This window comes from Nioella sp. (assembly GCF_965215655.1).
Taxonomy (GTDB): Bacteria; Pseudomonadota; Alphaproteobacteria; order Rhodobacterales; family Rhodobacteraceae; genus Nioella.
Window position 1 is genome coordinate 654,074 of sequence record NZ_OZ244111.1, and the last position, 15,620, is coordinate 669,693.

Consider the following 15,620-nt stretch of genomic DNA (forward strand, 5'->3'; position numbering starts at 1 on the left):
CGGGCCGATGCGGCGTGCGCTTTATGCCTCCAGCGGACTGCATTTCGCGGTGCTCATCTGGGCGCTGATCGGGGGTAGTCTGTTCAGCGATACGGAGGAAGAGCCGTTTGAGCTGACTGGAGTCACGCTGATCTCGGCGCAGGAATTCGACGCCATGTTCGAAACCGTGGTGCCCGTGCCTGCCGTGGTAGAGCAGCCCTCGCTGCCGACGCCGCCCACACCTGAGATTTCCGAACCGACACCACCGACACCAGAGGCCGCCGCGCCGGATGCAACTCCGCCCCAGGCCACGCCGGAACCGCCCACGGAAACGCAACCCGACATGTCGGCGCTCGCCCCCTTGCCCGATACTGAGGTGCAGGCGGAAGTCGCGGCTTTGCCAAGCCCGCCCGCGCAGGACGTGACCGCGCCACCCTCTGACACGCCCGCGCCGAGCGAAGCGCCCCGCGTGGCCCCGCTGCCCGCGCCCGCGCCGCCGCCCGAGGCCGAGATTGCGCCCGAGGTGGTGACGCGGCCAGAGCCATCCGAGACACCCACACCGGTGCCCGACACGCCCCCGACCGCGCCCGAGGAAGCCACGACCGAGATCGTGACCGAGGCCGAAACGCCCGCCGCCGCCCTTGCTCCGGTGTCGTCTTTCCGTCCGCCCGCGCGGCCCATCCGCACCGTGGCAGAGGCCCCGGTGCCCGACAGCCCGCCCGAGGTGGAGGAGCGCGACCCGCTGGCCGATGCCATCGCCGCCGCCGTGGCCGAAGCCGCGACCGAAACGCCCCCCGCCCCCGCTGCGCCCTCTGGTCCGCCGCTTTCTGCCGGGCAGCGGGATGGGCTGCGGCTGGCGGTGCAGCAATGCTGGAACGTCGGCAGTCTGTCCTCCGAGGCGTTGCAGACCGTTGTCACGATATCGGTCCAGATGTCGCGCGACGGGCGGCCCGAAACCGGGTCCATCCGCATGATCGACTCGCGCGGCGGGTCCGATGCGGCGGCCCGCCAGGCCTATGAGGCCGCGCGCCGGGCGGTGATCCGCTGCGGTGCCAATGGCTATGATCTGCCCGAGGAAAGCTATGACCATTGGCGCGTGCTGGAGGTCACCTTCAACCCCGAGGAGATGCGGCTCAGATGATGTGTCAGGCCCGCCCCTTTTGCGCCCAAGGCGCAAGAACCTGCCGACACGGGCCGGGTTCCGATCTTCTATGTGATCGCTATAATCCGTGCGATATTTCAATGATGACCTTCCGCCCCGAGGAGTTGAGCCATAAATGACTCGTCTGTTTCACGCCCTGCTGGCCGCTTTTCTGGCCGTCGCCGCGCTGAGTGCGCAACCCGCCATCGCGCAAAGCCCCGGCCCACTGCGGATCGAGATCACCGAAGGTGTGATCGAGCCCTTGCCCTTCGCCCTGCCGGAATTCATCGCAGGAAACAGTGCGGCCACGGATGCGGCCAGCGATATCACCCGTGTAATTGCCGCCGACCTCGTGGGCACCGGCCTCTTTCGCGAAGTGCCGCGAAGCGCGCATATCTCCTCGGTCACCAGCTTTGACAGCCCGGTACAATGGAGCGACTGGCAAGCCATCAACGCGCAGGCGCTGATCACCGGATCGGTGACGATGGAAGGCGGGCAGCTGGTGGTGCGATTCCGGCTTTTCGACGTGTTCTCGGAACAGCCGCTCGGCTCCGGCCTGCAATTCGTGGGCAGCCCCGATAGCTGGCGGCGCATGGCTCATACCGTGGCCGATCACGTCTATGAACGGATCACCGGGGAAAGCGGCTATTTCGACAGCCGCGTGGTGTTTGTGGCCCAGGAGGGCCCCAAGAACGCCCGGCTGCGCCGCATCTCGATCATGGATTACGACGGCGCGAATGTGCAGTTCCTGACCGACAGCCGGTCGCTGGTTCTGGCCCCGCGCTTTTCGCCAACCGGGGATCGCATCCTTTACACCAGTTACGAAAGCGGCACCCCGCAGGTCTATCTGATGGATCTGGCGACGGTGCGCAGCCGCCCGCTGTCCGAGAACAGCCTTGCCATGACCTTCAGCCCGCGGTTCTCGCCCGACGGGCGCAGCGTGGTCTATTCGGAAGAGCGGGGCGGCAATACCGATATCTACCTGCTGAACCTGTCGACGGGGGACCGCCGCCGTCTGACCGACGCGCCCTCGATCGAAACCGCCCCCAGTTTCTCGCCCGATGGCAGCCAGATCGTCTTTGAAAGCGACCGCTCGGGGTCTCAGCAGCTTTACATCATGTCCGCGAATGGCGGAGACGCCCGCCGCATCAGCCGCAACGAGGGGCGCTATGGCACCCCCGTCTGGTCGCCGCGTGGCGATCTGATCGCCTTCACCAACCAGCAGGACGGGCGCTTCCATATCGGCGTGATGCGCACCGACGGGTCCGAGGAACGGTTGCTTACGTCGTCATTCCTGGACGAAGGCCCGACCTGGGCGCCCAATGGCCGCGTGATCATGTTCACCCGCGAAACCGCCGGGGCTGATGGCGCGCCCGCGATTTACTCGGTCGATATTTCGGGCCGCAACCTGCAACGCGTGTCGACCCCTGGCATGGCCTCCGACCCCGCCTGGTCGCCGCAATTGCAATAACCATTCCAGCGGGCAGGGGGCATGTTCACGAAGGCCCGCCCGTGATACCCTTGCGCTAATGAAAAGCGCGATAATGAGGACGACGCAGGATGAAACTCTTTCTGAAACTGACCCTTCTGGTCGCGGTGCTTGGTCTTACGGCCTGCGGCGACAACCGTTACTTCGGTGACAATCGCATGGGCGGCGGCGCAGGTGCTGGTGCGGGTGCGGCGGGTGACCCCAACTCGGTGGCTTATTTCAACGAAACCGTGGGCGACCGGGTGCTGTTCGAAGTCGATCAATCCACCCTGACCGCCGAAGGCCGCGCGACGCTGGACGATCAGGCCGACTGGCTGCTGCGCAACATGGAATACAACGCGCTGATCGAAGGCCACGCCGATGAACAGGGAACGCGCGATTACAACCTTGCGCTTGGTGCCCGCCGGGCCGCTGCCGTGCGCGACTATCTGCTGACCCGGGGCATCACCGAGGCCCGTTTGCGGACCATCAGCTATGGCAAGGAACGTCCGCTCGCGATCTGTTCCGAAGAAAGCTGCTACCGCCAGAACCGCCGCGCGGTGACCGTTCTGGAAATCGGAACGGGGGCTTGATCCATGCGGCGCGCGCTGATTTTCGCCCTTGTCCTGGCGCTGCCCACCCCGGCGGCGCTGGCGCAAAGCCGGTCCGAGACACTGGCCGATATCCGCCAGGAACTGTCGGTCCTCTGGGTCGAGATCCAGCGCCTGCGCACGGAACTGTCTACCACCGGCGGGCCGACGGGCACTGCCGGGGGAAGCACGCTGGAACGGGTCGACGCAATCGAACGCGAGCTGCGCCGCCTGACCAGCGCCACGGAAGATTTGCAGATCCGGGTGGACAGCATCGTTTCCGACGGCACCAACCGCATCGGCGATCTGGAGTTTCGCCTGTGCGAGCTGGAGGACGATTGCGATATCGGCTCGCTCGGCGACACGCCGACGCTTGGCGGTGGCAGCGCGCCGGTTGCAACGCCAGCCCTGCCGGTGACGAGCGGCTCCAACGGACCGCGCCTTGCCGAAGCCGAGCAAAGCGATTTCGACCGCGCGATGGCAGCTTACGAAGAAGGCGACTTTGCCGGGGCCGCGCAGGGCTTCCAGGCCTATACTGATACCTATCCCGGCGGTGCACTCAGCGCCGAGGCACATTTCTGGCGCGGCGAGGCCGAGGCACAGCAAGGCGCCTGGAACCGGGCTGCGCGGGCTTATCTGGCCAGCTTCAGCGGTGCGCCGGACGCCCCCCGTGCCCCCGAAAGCCTGTACCGTTTGGGGACAAGTCTCAACGAATTGGGACAGCGCGATGAGGCCTGCCTGACCCTTGGCGAGGTGGAAATCCGTTATCCCTCCTCTCCCATCGTACTTGATGCACGCGCCGCCATCACGCGGATCGGCTGCAATTGACGCTTGATGCCCGCTTTGCCGCCGCGATGGAGCGGCTGCTGGCGGGACACCGGCCCGAACGGCTTGCGGTCGCGGTTTCCGGCGGCGGCGATTCGCTGGCGTTGCTTGGGCTGGCCTGTGACTGGGCCGAGGAAAACCATTGCCGCATTCACGCGCTGACGGTCGATCACGGGTTGCGGCCAGAGGCGGGGGACGAGGCCCTGCTGGTCGCGCGTGAGGCGATGCGCATGGGCGCGCAGCACGACACGCTGTACTGGACCGGGTGGGACGGCAAGGGCAACATGCAGGCCGCCGCGCGGGATGCCCGCTATCGCCTGATGCGCGAGTTCTGCACGCGGGAGGGGATCGGTGCGATCCTTCTGGGCCACACGCAGGACGATCAGGCGGAAACCGTGCTGATGCGGCTGGCGCGCGGATCGGGGGTGGACGGGCTGTCGGCGATGCCCGAGGGCCGCTTTGGTCGTGATGACATCCTCCGCCCGGTGCTTGGTGAGAGCCGCGCCGACCTGCGCATCTGGCTGACCCGGCAGGGCATGCGCTGGATCGAGGATCCCACCAATGACGACCCCCGTTTTGACCGGGTGCGCGCCCGCCGCCTGCTGACGCAATTGGCCCCCTTTGGAATCGATGCCTCCCGCCTTGCCGACACCGCCGCCTCGATGGCGCGTGCGCGGGTGGCGCTGCTGGCACGGGCGCGGGACGTGGCTGACAGGATCGTGACCGACCGACAGGGGCTGCTGATCTATGACCGGGCGGGCCTTGAGCGGACCGAAGAGGAAACCCGTCTGCGGTTGGTGTCGCACGGGCTGGCTTGCCTGTCGGGGGCCCCCTACAAACCGCGGCTTGCGTCGCTCTCTGCCACGCTCGACCGCGCGCTGGAGGGGCAGGGGGGCACCTTGCAGGGCTGCCGCCTGCTTCCGTCGCGGGAAGGCCTTATATTGGTGCGTGAGTTCAAGGCGGTCGCCGATCAGACGGCCCCGGCTGACGGTCAAACGCTCTGGGACGGGCGCTGGCGCGTTCTGGCCCCTGCTCACCCCCCGGCCACGATCCGTGCCTTGGGGGATCACGGCCTTGCGCAATGGGATCGTCCCACGGGTCTGCCCCATAACGCTTTGCTGTCCTGGCCGGGGGTCTGGCAGGGCGATCTTCTGCTTGCCGTACCCGGTTTCTGGAAGGACGACGCGATCCGTTGCGAATATGCCGCATCGGCGGGTTTTCACGCCGCGTTAAAATCGCATTGAAGTCAGGGGCTGCATGCCTATTTTAGGCACAGTGTCCGGCGCGGACCTTCCCCGGGCGCCTATGTAAGGAGAATTCTCTTGGGCAATGCGAGAAATATCGCCTTCTGGGTCATCCTGTTTCTGTTGATCCTTGCTCTGTTCAATCTGTTCAGCGGCAACCAGTCCACGGTGAGCGCGCGCAGCGTCGCCTATTCCGACTTCATCGCGCAGGTCGAGAGCGGGTCTGTCAGCAACGTGGTGCTCGATGGCGAAGCGATCCAGTTCACCACCGGGCAGGGCACGTTCGAAACGACCCGTCCGTCCGAAGTCGACGTGACCCCGGTGTTGCTGGAAAATGACGTGCGCATCCAGGCACGGCCGCAAGAACAGTCGGGCTTCATGGCCGGTCTGATGATGTGGCTGCCGGTGCTGGTGTTGATCGGCGTCTGGATCTTCTTCATGAACCGCATGCAGGGTGGTGGGCGCGGCGGGGCCATGGGCTTCGGCAAATCCAAGGCCAAGCTGCTGACGGAAAAGCACGGTCGCGTGACCTTTGACGATGTCGCTGGCATCGACGAGGCCAAGGAAGAGCTGGAAGAGATCGTCGAGTTCCTGCGCAACCCGCAGAAGTTCAGCCGCTTGGGCGGCAAGATCCCCAAAGGCGCGCTGCTGGTCGGCCCTCCGGGCACCGGTAAGACGCTGCTGGCCCGTGCGATTGCGGGTGAGGCCGGTGTGCCCTTTTTCACCATCTCAGGCTCCGACTTCGTGGAAATGTTCGTCGGTGTGGGTGCGTCCCGCGTCCGTGACATGTTCGAGCAGGCCAAGAAGAACGCGCCCTGTATCGTCTTCATCGATGAGATCGACGCCGTGGGCCGGTCGCGTGGCGTCGGCTATGGCGGCGGCAATGACGAGCGTGAACAGACGCTCAACCAGCTGCTGGTGGAAATGGACGGCTTTGAGGCCAATGAAGGCATCATCATCGTCGCGGCCACCAACCGCCCCGACGTGCTGGACCCCGCGCTTCTGCGTCCGGGCCGGTTCGACCGTCAGGTGCAGGTGCCTAACCCCGATATCAAGGGCCGCGAGAAGATCCTCGGCGTTCACGCCCGCAAGGTGCCTCTGGGCCCGGATGTGGACCTGCGCATCATCGCACGCGGCACGCCGGGTTTCTCGGGTGCTGATCTGGCCAACCTCGTGAACGAGGCGGCGCTGATGGCTGCCCGCGTGGGCCGTCGTTTCGTGACGATGGAGGATTTCGAGAACGCCAAGGACAAGGTGATGATGGGGGCCGAGCGCCGGTCCATGGTCATGACCGAGGACGAGAAGAAGCTGACCGCCTATCACGAGGCCGGGCATGCGATTGTCGGCCTCAACGTTCCGCAGCATGACCCGATCCACAAGGCCACGATCATCCCGCGCGGCCGGGCGCTCGGCCTCGTGCTGAGCCTGCCTGAGCGGGACCAGCTGTCGGTAAGTTACACCAAATACACCTCCAAGATTGCGATGGCCATGGGCGGTCGCGTCGCGGAAGAGCTGATCTTCGGGCCTGAAAACGTGACTTCGGGCGCAGCCTCCGACATCCAGCAGGTGACCCGGATCGCCCGCGCGATGGTCACCCAGTTCGGCTTTGCCGAAGAACTGGGCTATGTCGACTATGCCAATGAACAGCAGTCTCATCTGGGGTCTTACGGTGGTGGCACCAACCATTCGGCGGCGACGCAGAAGGTCATTGACGACAAGGTCAAGGAACTGGTGGACGAAGGCTATCAGACCGCCAAGCGCATCCTGACCGAGAAGCATGATGATCTGGAACGTCTGGCGCAGGGCCTGTTGGAATACGAAACCCTGACGGGCAACGAGATCACCAAGGTGATTGCGGGTGAGCCGCTCAATCGGGGCGAGGATGACGACGATACCGATACCGACGGCACCGCCTCGGTCACGGCCATCCCGAAGACCAAGCCCAAGGCCAAGCCGTCGGACGATGGCAGCCTGGAGCCTGAGCCGACCACCTGATCGAAACGGATTGCGAAAACCCCGGCCTCAGCGCCGGGGTTCTTCTTTTCCGCGATCTGTCCCTTGCACCTTTCCAGCCCTGGCGTCACATCTGGGCGCGTCAACCGGAAAAGGAATCCCATGCCCGCCTTGCTGCCCACCTCCTTCACTGCGCGCGTGGTCTGGCTTGGGGCCAATCCCGACCGGGAGGTGGGCCTGCCGTCGCGGTCCTTGGACAGCATGGCGCTCGGATTTGGCGGATATACGGGCGAGACCCATGCCGGGCTGACGCGGCCCTCTTGCAGCCGGGTGATCTCTCAGCATCCAAGGGGCACCGAGATCCGCAATGTGCGCCAACTGACGGTCCTGAGCGCCGAGGAACTTGCCGTAATCGCCGCCGAAATGGGGGTAGACGCGCTCGACCCCGCGCTTGTCGGGGCAAGCCTCGTGATCGAAGGTATCCCCGATTTCACCCATGTGCCGCCCTCGTCGCGCCTGCAAGGCCCCGATGGCGTGACGCTGGTCATCGACATGGAAAACCGCCCCTGCCACCTGCCTGCGAAACCCATCGACGCCGAGGGACCGGGCCATGGCAGGGCCTTCAAGACAGCGGCACAGGGGCGGCGCGGGGTGACGGCCTGGGTGGAACGAGAAGGGGTGTTGAACGCGGGCGATGCGCTGCGCCTGCATATCCCCGATCAGCCGGTCTGGCCGCATCTGGCCACGGCGCGCGGGCTGGATTAGGCCCGAAGGTTGCGAAAGGCCCAGAGAACGCCCCGGATGGGCAGTCTGATCAGAAGGACGGCCAACCAGAGAAAGAGGGCGACCTGAAACACCGCGAACACCACGGCCGGGGCGATCTGGTACCATGGCTGATGGCCGGACAGCATGTTTCCGTTCAGCAGGGCAAAGGGAAACAGCCCCATCGTGAAGGTGCTCTCGACCCAGAATTCCACGATGCGCCCCAACCCGGTATCCGGACAATGTGCCGAGATGTTGAACCACCCGCTCGTCAGCCGGCAGCCATACCAGGAGTCTTCTGAATATGCCCGGTCAGGAAGGCGGGATCGGATCAGCCCGCCAACGACCATGTAGCCGACAAAGAGAACGCTTAACCAATCAAGGCCCCGGATGACCTGTCGCCATCTTCGGGGCCTTTGGGGAAATGCCGGATCCTGGTCTTTTGCGTCAATCACGCTCAGGTCCTGCGGAAGAAAACAATTTGGTCCGGCAGAAAGACCGGGCGTTGAAAACTCATACCAATGCCAGAACCGTCACGGCAAGGCTGACACCGAAAGCGAAACCTGCGTGGATCAGAACGATGGGTGCGGACATTTTTATTCTCCAGAACGATATGGCGCGTAGTGTATCAATCTGTCGTCTGGCGCTCTGTCCCGGTTCAAAAGTTTTTTCATGCCGCGCATCGGAAACAGGAATTGGCGGATGAAAGCCGGAAAACGTCGGAAACGCCCCTGTCCGGTCGGGCCTTTCTCGCTATGGGTGAGTCCAGAATTTTGCCCCTGCCAACAGGACCGACTCAAAATGGCCTTCAAGACCGATATCGAAATCGCCCGCGAAGCAAAGAAACGCCCGATCCAGGAGATCGGCGACAAGCTTGGCATCCCGTCCGATCACCTGCTGCCCTACGGCCATGACAAGGCCAAGGTCAGCCAGGACTTCATCAACTCCGTTCAGGACCGCCAGAACGGCAAGCTGATCCTCGTGACCGCGATCAACCCGACCCCGGCGGGCGAGGGCAAGACCACCACCACCGTGGGCCTGGGCGACGGGCTCTGCGCCATCGGCAAGAACGCCGCGATCTGCATCCGCGAAGCCTCGCTCGGGCCGAACTTCGGCATGAAGGGCGGCGCGGCTGGCGGCGGCTATGCACAGGTTGTTCCGATGGAGGAAATGAACCTCCACTTCACCGGTGACTTCCACGCCATCACCGCAGCCCACAACCTGCTGTCGGCGATGATCGACAACCACATCTACTGGGGCAACGAGTTAGAGATTGACGAGCGCCGCGTGTCCTGGCGTCGTGTGCTCGACATGAACGACCGCGCCCTGCGCGATACCGTGACCTCTCTGGGTGGTGTCGCCAACGGCTTCCCGCGTCAGACCGGGTTCGACATCACCGTGGCCTCCGAGGTCATGGCGATCCTCTGCCTCGCCAAGGATCTGGCCGACCTGCAACGCCGCCTGGGTGACATGATCGTGGCCTACCGCCGCGACCGCAGCCCGATCTACTGCCGTGACATCAAGGCCGATGGCGCGATGACCGTGCTGCTGCGCGACGCAATGCAGCCCAACCTGGTGCAGACGCTGGAAAACAACCCCGCCTTCGTGCATGGCGGCCCCTTCGCCAACATCGCCCATGGCTGTAATTCCGTCACCGCCACCACCACCGCGCTGAAACTGGCCGATTACGTGGTGACCGAGGCGGGCTTCGGCGCAGACCTCGGGGCCGAGAAGTTCATGAACATCAAGTGCCGCAAAGCGGGCCTCGCGCCGTCCGTCGTGGTGGTCGTCGCCACCGTGCGCGCGATGAAGATGAACGGCGGCGTCGCCAAGGCCGACCTGGGCCCGGAAAACGTCGAGGCCGTCAAGAAGGGCTGCCCGAACCTTGGCCGTCACATTGAGAACGTCAAATCCTTCGGCGTGCCGGTCGTCGTGGCCATCAACCACTTCGTCACCGACACCGATGCGGAAGTGCAGGCGGTCAAGGACTACGTGGCCGAGATGGGATCGGAAGCGATCCTGTGTCAGCACTGGGCCAAGGGCTCGGAAGGCACCAAAGAGCTGGCAACCCGCGTGGCGGAAATCGCCGACGCCGACATGGCCAACTTCGCGCCGCTCTACAGCGACGACCTCAGCCTCTTCGAGAAGATCGAGACCGTCGCCAAGCGCATCTACCGCGCCGACGAGGTTCTGGCCGATGGCAAGATTCGCAACCAGCTGAAGGAATGGGAAGACGCGGGCTATGGCAACCTGCCGGTCTGCATGGCGAAAACCCAGTATTCCTTCACCACCGACCCGAACCGCCGTGGTGCGCCCACGGGCCACTCGGTGCCGGTGCGCGAAGTGCGCCTGTCGGCGGGTGCGGGCTTCGTCGTGGTGATCTGCGGCGAGATCATGACCATGCCGGGCCTGCCGCGCAAACCTGCGGCGGAAACCATCCGCATCAACGAAGAAGGTCTCGTCGAAGGCCTGTTCTGAGGTGCGAACAATGGGGCGGCTTTCGGGCCGCCCCTTTTCCATGCGTTTTCCAAGATACGACATGAGGATTTCCCGCATATGCGTGCAGCCCTGATCGACGGCAAATCCATCGCGGCAAACATGCGCGCCCGCGTGGCGGCAGAGGCAGAGGAACTGGCTGCCGCAGGCTGGCAACCCAAGCTGGTGTCGATCTCCGTGGGCGATACCGCTGCGGCCGAACTCTACGTGCGCAACCAGCAAAGAAGCGCCGAGAGCGCGGGGGTTGAGTTCGAGGCGCGCAACTACCCGGCGGAAACCTCGCTGGAGCAGCTGACCGGGATCCTTCAGGGCCTGAACGCCGACCCGCGCGTGAATGGCATCATCATCCAGCGGCCTCTGCCCGACCATATCCCGGTGAAGGTGCTGCAAAAATCCGTGCATCCGCTGAAGGATGTGGAAGGGATGCACCCCGCGTCCATTGGCAACATCGTCTATAACGATCTGGCGCTCGGGCCTTGTACTGCCGTCGCCGCCGTGGAAATCCTCAAGACGCTGCCCCTGCCGATGGAGGGGCTAAACGTCACCGTGATCGGCCATTCCGAGATCGTGGGCAAACCGATTGCCTTCCTGCTGATGGGGCTCGGCGCGACGGTCACGGTCTGCCACCACATGACCCGCTCCGTCGCCATGCACAGCCGAGCGGCTGACGCGGTCTTTGTGGCCGTGGGCAAGCCGGGGCTGGTCACCGGTGACATGCTGAAACCGGGCGCGGCGCTCATTGATATCGGGATCAACCGGGTGGAAACGCCGGACGGCCCCAAGACCGTGGGCGACGCCGATTTCGACAGCTGCGCGGAAGTGGCGGGCTGGATCACCCCCGTGCCCGGTGGCGTCGGGCCGGTGACGGTTGCCACACTGATGAAAAACGCCGTTCTGGCCACGCGTATGCAGATGGATCACTACCGCGCGGCCTTTGCGAATACGGAGGTCTGAGCGATGACCAATCGCCCCGCGCCGGGATCGGTGCAGTCAATGGCAGAGCTGCGCCGCTGCATCGACGAGATTGACGAGGCACTTCTTGTGCTTTTGGCTGAGCGTCAGAGCTACACGGATCGCGCGCCGGAACTGAAGGCGCGGGAAGGCATTGCGGCAGCAGCGCCGTCGCGTGTGCGCCAGGTTCTGGACCACGTCCGGGCGCGGGCAGAAGCGGCGGGCATGGATGCGGATCTTGCGGAATCCATGTGGCGGATCATGATTGAGACGGTGATCGCCCGCGAAGAGCGGGTCATCGGCAAGGAAGGGAAAGACGGATGAGTGCAACCATTATCGACGGAAAGGCCTTCGCGGCCAAGGTCCGCGCGCAGGTCGCCGAGCATGTGGCCCGGCTGAAGGAAGAACAGGGCATCACTCCGGGTCTCGCTGTGGTGCTGGTGGGCGAGGACCCGGCCAGCCAGGTCTATGTCCGGTCCAAGGGCAAGCAGACCGTAGAGGTCGGCATGAACAGCTACGAGCACAAGCTGGAGGCGGACACATCTGAAGAGGACCTGCTGGCACTGATCTCTCGGCTGAACAATGACCCGTCGGTGCATGGCATTCTGGTGCAGCTGCCGCTGCCGGGGCATCTGAATTCTGATCTTGTTATCAATTCGATAGACCCTGCGAAGGATGTGGACGGGTTCCATATCTCCAACGTGGGTCTGCTCGGCACGGGGCAGAAAAGCATGGTGCCCTGTACGCCCCTGGGCTGCCTGATGATGCTGCGCGATCACCATGGGTCGCTTTCCGGCATGAACGCGGTCGTGGTCGGGCGCTCGAATATCGTGGGCAAGCCGATGGCCCAGCTTTTGCTGGGGGATAGCTGCACGGTGACGATCGCGCATTCGCGCACCAAGGATTTGGCGGCTGTCTGTCAGGGCGCGGATATTCTGGTCGCCGCCGTGGGCCGGCCCGAGATGATCCCCGGCGATTGGGTGAAGCCCGGCGCCACCGTGATCGACGTGGGCATCAACCGCATCCAACATCCTGAAAACCCGGAAAAAACCAAGCTGGTAGGCGATGTGGACTACGCCAGCTGCGCCGAGGTTGCGGGCGCGATCACGCCGGTGCCGGGGGGCGTGGGGCCGATGACCATCGCCTGCCTTCTGGCCAATACCCTGACCGCCTGCTGCCGCGCGAACGGGCTGGCGGAGCCGGAAGGACTGACCGCCTGAGGGGCTGAAAAGAGGGGGGTGCCGGGCGTACACCCCCCGTACACCCCCCATACACCGGGCGTGCAGACGCGATGGCGGTTTCGCCGCCTGCGGCGTCGACCCGCGAACGGCCCTCCTCACCCTCCCGCTGATGCGGGAGGCCTCGTCGGACCGTGTTGCCACGGGAGGGGGGTGAGGGCGGTTTGACAGGTCAGAGGTCTGTGCGCCTGGTGTCTGTCGGATGCCTCCGGCGGGAGTATTTGAACCAAGAAGAAGAGCAGGGGTGTTCCCGACATCTGCATGGCTTTGGCGAACGATGTTCCTCGTGTAAGCTTGGGCAAGGATATGCCGGAGAAAGGAGCCCGCTCATGGCCAAGCCCCGCAGCTACCCTGGTAAAAATATCGAGGTCAGCTTTGACATGACGCGCTGCATTCATGCGCGCAATTGCTTCCTGAGCCTGCCGCAGGTGTTCGACCCGTCCCGGCGGCCCTGGGTTGCGCCCGATGCGGCCCCTGCCGAGGAGATTGCGGCGATGATCCGCACCTGTCCCTCCGGGGCCTTGACCTTCCGGCGGCTCGATGGGGGCGGCGAGGAGCATCCAAGGCCCATCAACCGGGTGCGCATTCAGGAAAACGGGCCGGTGGAGCTGTCGGGCGATCTGCGCATGGGCGAGGAGCGGTTCACCCGCATGACGCTCTGCCGTTGCGGTCGTTCGGCCAACAAGCCCTTCTGCGACTATGCCCATGTCGAGGCCGGGTTTGCCGCAACCGGAGAGCCGGCACCATCGGACAAGGACAGCGAGACGCGGATGGGCGAGGCGCTGGAGGTGCGTCCCGTGCCGAACGGGCCGGTTGGGCTGGTCGGCCCTGTCGAGGTCACCTCTGGCACCGGGGCACGGATTGCGCGGGCGGAGAAGGTTTTTCTCTGCCGTTGCGGGCAGTCTGCGAACAAGCCCTTTTGCGACGGCAGCCACAAGGCGGCGGGGTTTTCCACGGAAGAGGGCTGAGCCGCCGGTGGCCCGCCGCTAGAGCGTATCGAGCTGCAGGTAGCAGGCCTCCATTCCCTCGGTCATGCCGGTGGCAATCGCCTCGTGCCGCGCGTCACTGCTGTCGAATGTCATGGTCATGGTCATCAGGGTTCCGCCTGCGTCCGCGGCAAACTCCGTGACGATGTGATTGTCGCTGGTGGTTCTCTCCGGCATTTGCATGCGTTCCACGTGTTCGATCCGGTGCGGCGGGTCGAGCGCGATGAACTCGCCCGAAACCTCGAAACTGGGCATTTCATCATCCTCTCCTTCCCAGACGACCCGGAAACTGCCGCCGGGGCGGGTGTCGTAGGTGCAATCGACCACCACATATCCCATTGCGCCGGACATCCACTGGCGGACAAGGGCGGCCTCGGTATGGGCGCGGAAGACGCGGTCGGGCGGGGCGGCGAAGGTCCGTGTCAGGATAAGCTGCCTGTCGCCCTGAAGTTTCGTTTCAAGTGTCATCCTTGGGGTTCTCTTGAGCCAGAAGGGTGTCGAGGCGGGCATAGTTCGCCTCCATGATCGCCCGGAACTTGTCCAGCCAGGCGTCGAGTTCGGAAAGTCGATGGGGTTTCAGCCGGAACATGCGTTTGGTCCCGGCCCGGCGTGTGTCGATCAGCCCCGCCTCGCGAAGCGTGCGCAGGTGGCGCGACACGGCCGGTTGCGACAGGGCAAAGGGGCGGGCGAGATCACCGGCGCTGGCCTCTCCCTTGCGCAGCTGATCAACGATCGCGCGGCGGGTGGGGTCGGCGAGGGCCGCAAAGAGGCTGTCCATCGAGGTATTCATAACACAATTCGTATATAACGATTCTGTTATATCTGCAAGAATACTGTCAGACCGGGACCATCGTACCTTGCAGCACCGCCACGATTTTGCGGGTGCCATCGGAGTATTCGGTTTCCACGGTAGCGCGCGTCACCACCAGGCGGCGGCCGGGTTTGATGACCTCGCCGGTGGCGATCAGCCGTGCGCCATCTGCGGGGGCGACAAGGTTGATCTTCATCTCGGCGGTCAGCACTTCGGCGCCGTCTGCCATGGTGGTCAGCGCCGAATAGCCCGCGGCACTGTCGCCCAGGGCAAAGGTCAGGCCCGCATGGGCAAAGCCGTGCTGCTGGCTGGTCTCAGACCGGATCGGGGCGGAGATGACCACACGGCCCGGCGCAATGCTGTCGATGCGCGCACCAAGGCTCGTCATCAGCCCCTGTTTGTCAAAGCTGTCGCAGATGCGTTGGTCCATGTTCCGTCCTCCCTGTCCGGCTATCCTGCCGGGGGGCGGGGGGTGCGGCAAGCGGGAGCGGAAAGAACGCAGCGTCGCCTAGCGGGGCATGGGGACCGCAAGGGGGGGATCGGCCAGCAGGATCGCCTGCGCGCCCGGCCCCATCAGGGTGCTGAGCGGCGGTCGGTCCGTGTGCAGACCGCCGGTATAGGTGCCATAGGCGGGCAGGATCAGGCGCATGTCATCGCGCAGGAAACAGGCGCGGGTGAGGCTGCGGGCCCTCAGCGGGATGCGCGCCTTGGGGTGGTAATGGCCGGAGATTTCACCGGTCGCGTCAGCGGTGGCGATATGGCGGAAGGTGAGCGGGCCTTCCCGGTGCTGTTCAAGGTGGGTGCCGCCCAGATCGACGGGGCCTGCATCGTGATTGCCCTCGATCCAGATCCAGCGGCGGCCCGCCATCAGTGTGGTCAGCATGGCGCGAGCCTGATCCTCCAACGCGCGCATGGCGTCGAGGTCGTCGAAACTGTCACCGAGGCAAATGACGGTTTCCGGGTCGGTGGCGCGGATATCGGCATCGAGCCGGGAGAGGGTTTCGCGCGCCTCGTAGGGGGGCAGGATCGGGCCGCCGCGCCGTGCCATGCGTTCGGATTTGCCGAGATGCAGGTCAGAGACGCAAAGCAGCCGCTGCGCAGGCCAGTGCAGCGCGCCGGAGGGCAGGGCGGTGAGTGTTTCACCGGCAAAGGGGAAGGGCAGCCCGTTCATGGTCT

At 64.8% G+C, this 15,620-nt stretch carries 17 protein-coding genes; 12 read left to right on the forward strand and 5 right to left on the reverse strand.

What is annotated here, in order from left to right; genetic code table 11:
• Positions 1–7: 7 nt before the first annotated feature.
• The 7 genes from ACOOEX_RS03380 to ACOOEX_RS03410 all read left to right on the forward strand — a co-directional run bounded on the left by ACOOEX_RS03380 (position 8) and on the right by ACOOEX_RS03410 (position 7,965).
• Positions 8–1,120 carry an energy transducer TonB gene (locus ACOOEX_RS03380; RefSeq protein ID WP_420397121.1) on the forward strand — a complete coding sequence of 371 codons (1,113 nt, stop codon included), beginning with the start codon at positions 8–10 and terminating at the stop codon, positions 1,118–1,120.
• Between the two features lie 136 nt (positions 1,121–1,256).
• Positions 1,257–2,591: a Tol-Pal system beta propeller repeat protein TolB gene (gene tolB / locus ACOOEX_RS03385; protein WP_420397122.1), complete on the forward strand. Its 1,335-nt coding sequence runs from the start codon at positions 1,257–1,259 to the stop codon at positions 2,589–2,591.
• A gap of 89 nt (positions 2,592–2,680) precedes the next feature.
• A complete protein-coding gene (gene pal, locus ACOOEX_RS03390) occupies positions 2,681–3,181 on the forward strand; it encodes a peptidoglycan-associated lipoprotein Pal (RefSeq protein WP_071688863.1) in 501 nt (166 codons plus the stop codon).
• A 3-nt stretch (positions 3,182–3,184) separates the two neighbouring features.
• Complete coding sequence (ybgF, locus tag ACOOEX_RS03395) at positions 3,185–4,006, forward strand: tol-pal system protein YbgF (RefSeq protein ID WP_420397123.1); 822 nt, start codon at positions 3,185–3,187, stop codon at positions 4,004–4,006.
• Positions 4,003–5,247, forward strand: coding sequence for a tRNA lysidine(34) synthetase TilS (gene tilS, locus ACOOEX_RS03400; RefSeq protein WP_420397124.1), 1,245 nt, complete (start codon positions 4,003–4,005; stop codon positions 5,245–5,247). Before ybgF ends, tilS begins: the two co-directional genes overlap by 4 nt.
• Positions 5,248–5,325: 78 nt before the next feature.
• A complete protein-coding gene (gene ftsH, locus ACOOEX_RS03405) occupies positions 5,326–7,242 on the forward strand; it encodes an ATP-dependent zinc metalloprotease FtsH (protein WP_420397125.1) in 1,917 nt (638 codons plus the stop codon).
• Positions 7,243–7,362: 120 nt separating this feature from the next.
• Positions 7,363–7,965, forward strand: coding sequence for an MOSC domain-containing protein (locus ACOOEX_RS03410; protein WP_420397126.1), 603 nt, complete (start codon positions 7,363–7,365; stop codon positions 7,963–7,965).
• Here ACOOEX_RS03410 and ACOOEX_RS03415 read toward each other — a convergent pair.
• The gene (locus ACOOEX_RS03415; protein ID WP_420397127.1) at positions 7,962–8,177 is read right to left on the reverse strand and encodes a hypothetical protein; all 216 of its coding nucleotides are present in this window, start codon (positions 8,175–8,177) and stop codon (positions 7,962–7,964) included. The genes ACOOEX_RS03410 and ACOOEX_RS03415 overlap by 4 nt on opposite strands.
• A 586-nt stretch (positions 8,178–8,763) precedes the next feature.
• On the opposite strand from ACOOEX_RS03415, the gene ACOOEX_RS03420 reads away from it, so the two are divergent.
• From ACOOEX_RS03420 to ACOOEX_RS03440, 5 genes are all read left to right on the forward strand, one after another.
• Positions 8,764–10,440 (forward strand): formate--tetrahydrofolate ligase, encoded by a 1,677-nt coding sequence (locus tag ACOOEX_RS03420; protein WP_420397128.1) that lies wholly within the window; start codon positions 8,764–8,766, stop codon positions 10,438–10,440.
• Between the two features lie 78 nt (positions 10,441–10,518).
• The gene (locus tag ACOOEX_RS03425; protein WP_420397129.1) at positions 10,519–11,412 is read left to right on the forward strand and encodes a bifunctional 5,10-methylenetetrahydrofolate dehydrogenase/5,10-methenyltetrahydrofolate cyclohydrolase; all 894 of its coding nucleotides are present in this window, start codon (positions 10,519–10,521) and stop codon (positions 11,410–11,412) included.
• A 3-nt stretch (positions 11,413–11,415) separates the two neighbouring features.
• Positions 11,416–11,733: a chorismate mutase gene (locus ACOOEX_RS03430; RefSeq protein WP_420397130.1), complete on the forward strand. Its 318-nt coding sequence runs from the start codon at positions 11,416–11,418 to the stop codon at positions 11,731–11,733.
• Complete coding sequence (folD, locus tag ACOOEX_RS03435) at positions 11,730–12,629, forward strand: bifunctional methylenetetrahydrofolate dehydrogenase/methenyltetrahydrofolate cyclohydrolase FolD (protein WP_071688855.1); 900 nt, start codon at positions 11,730–11,732, stop codon at positions 12,627–12,629. Before ACOOEX_RS03430 ends, folD begins: the two co-directional genes overlap by 4 nt.
• 347 nt (positions 12,630–12,976) lie before the next feature.
• Positions 12,977–13,615, forward strand: coding sequence for a CDGSH iron-sulfur domain-containing protein (locus tag ACOOEX_RS03440; protein ID WP_420397131.1), 639 nt, complete (start codon positions 12,977–12,979; stop codon positions 13,613–13,615).
• Positions 13,616–13,633: 18 nt separating this feature from the next.
• On the opposite strand, the gene ACOOEX_RS03445 is transcribed toward ACOOEX_RS03440, so the two are convergent.
• From ACOOEX_RS03445 to pdeM, 4 genes are all read right to left on the reverse strand, one after another.
• Positions 13,634–14,101, reverse strand: a complete 468-nt coding sequence (locus ACOOEX_RS03445; RefSeq protein ID WP_420397132.1) for an SRPBCC domain-containing protein — start codon at positions 14,099–14,101, stop codon at positions 13,634–13,636.
• Positions 14,091–14,411, reverse strand: coding sequence for an ArsR/SmtB family transcription factor (locus tag ACOOEX_RS03450; RefSeq protein ID WP_420397133.1), 321 nt, complete (start codon positions 14,409–14,411; stop codon positions 14,091–14,093). Before ACOOEX_RS03450 ends, ACOOEX_RS03445 begins: the two co-directional genes overlap by 11 nt.
• 58 nt (positions 14,412–14,469) lie before the next feature.
• Positions 14,470–14,874: a PaaI family thioesterase gene (locus ACOOEX_RS03455; RefSeq protein ID WP_420397134.1), complete on the reverse strand. Its 405-nt coding sequence runs from the start codon at positions 14,872–14,874 to the stop codon at positions 14,470–14,472.
• Between the two features lie 78 nt (positions 14,875–14,952).
• A complete protein-coding gene (pdeM, locus tag ACOOEX_RS03460; RefSeq protein WP_420397135.1) occupies positions 14,953–15,615 on the reverse strand; it encodes a ligase-associated DNA damage response endonuclease PdeM in 663 nt (220 codons plus the stop codon).
• Between the last annotated feature and the right edge of the window lie 5 nt (positions 15,616–15,620).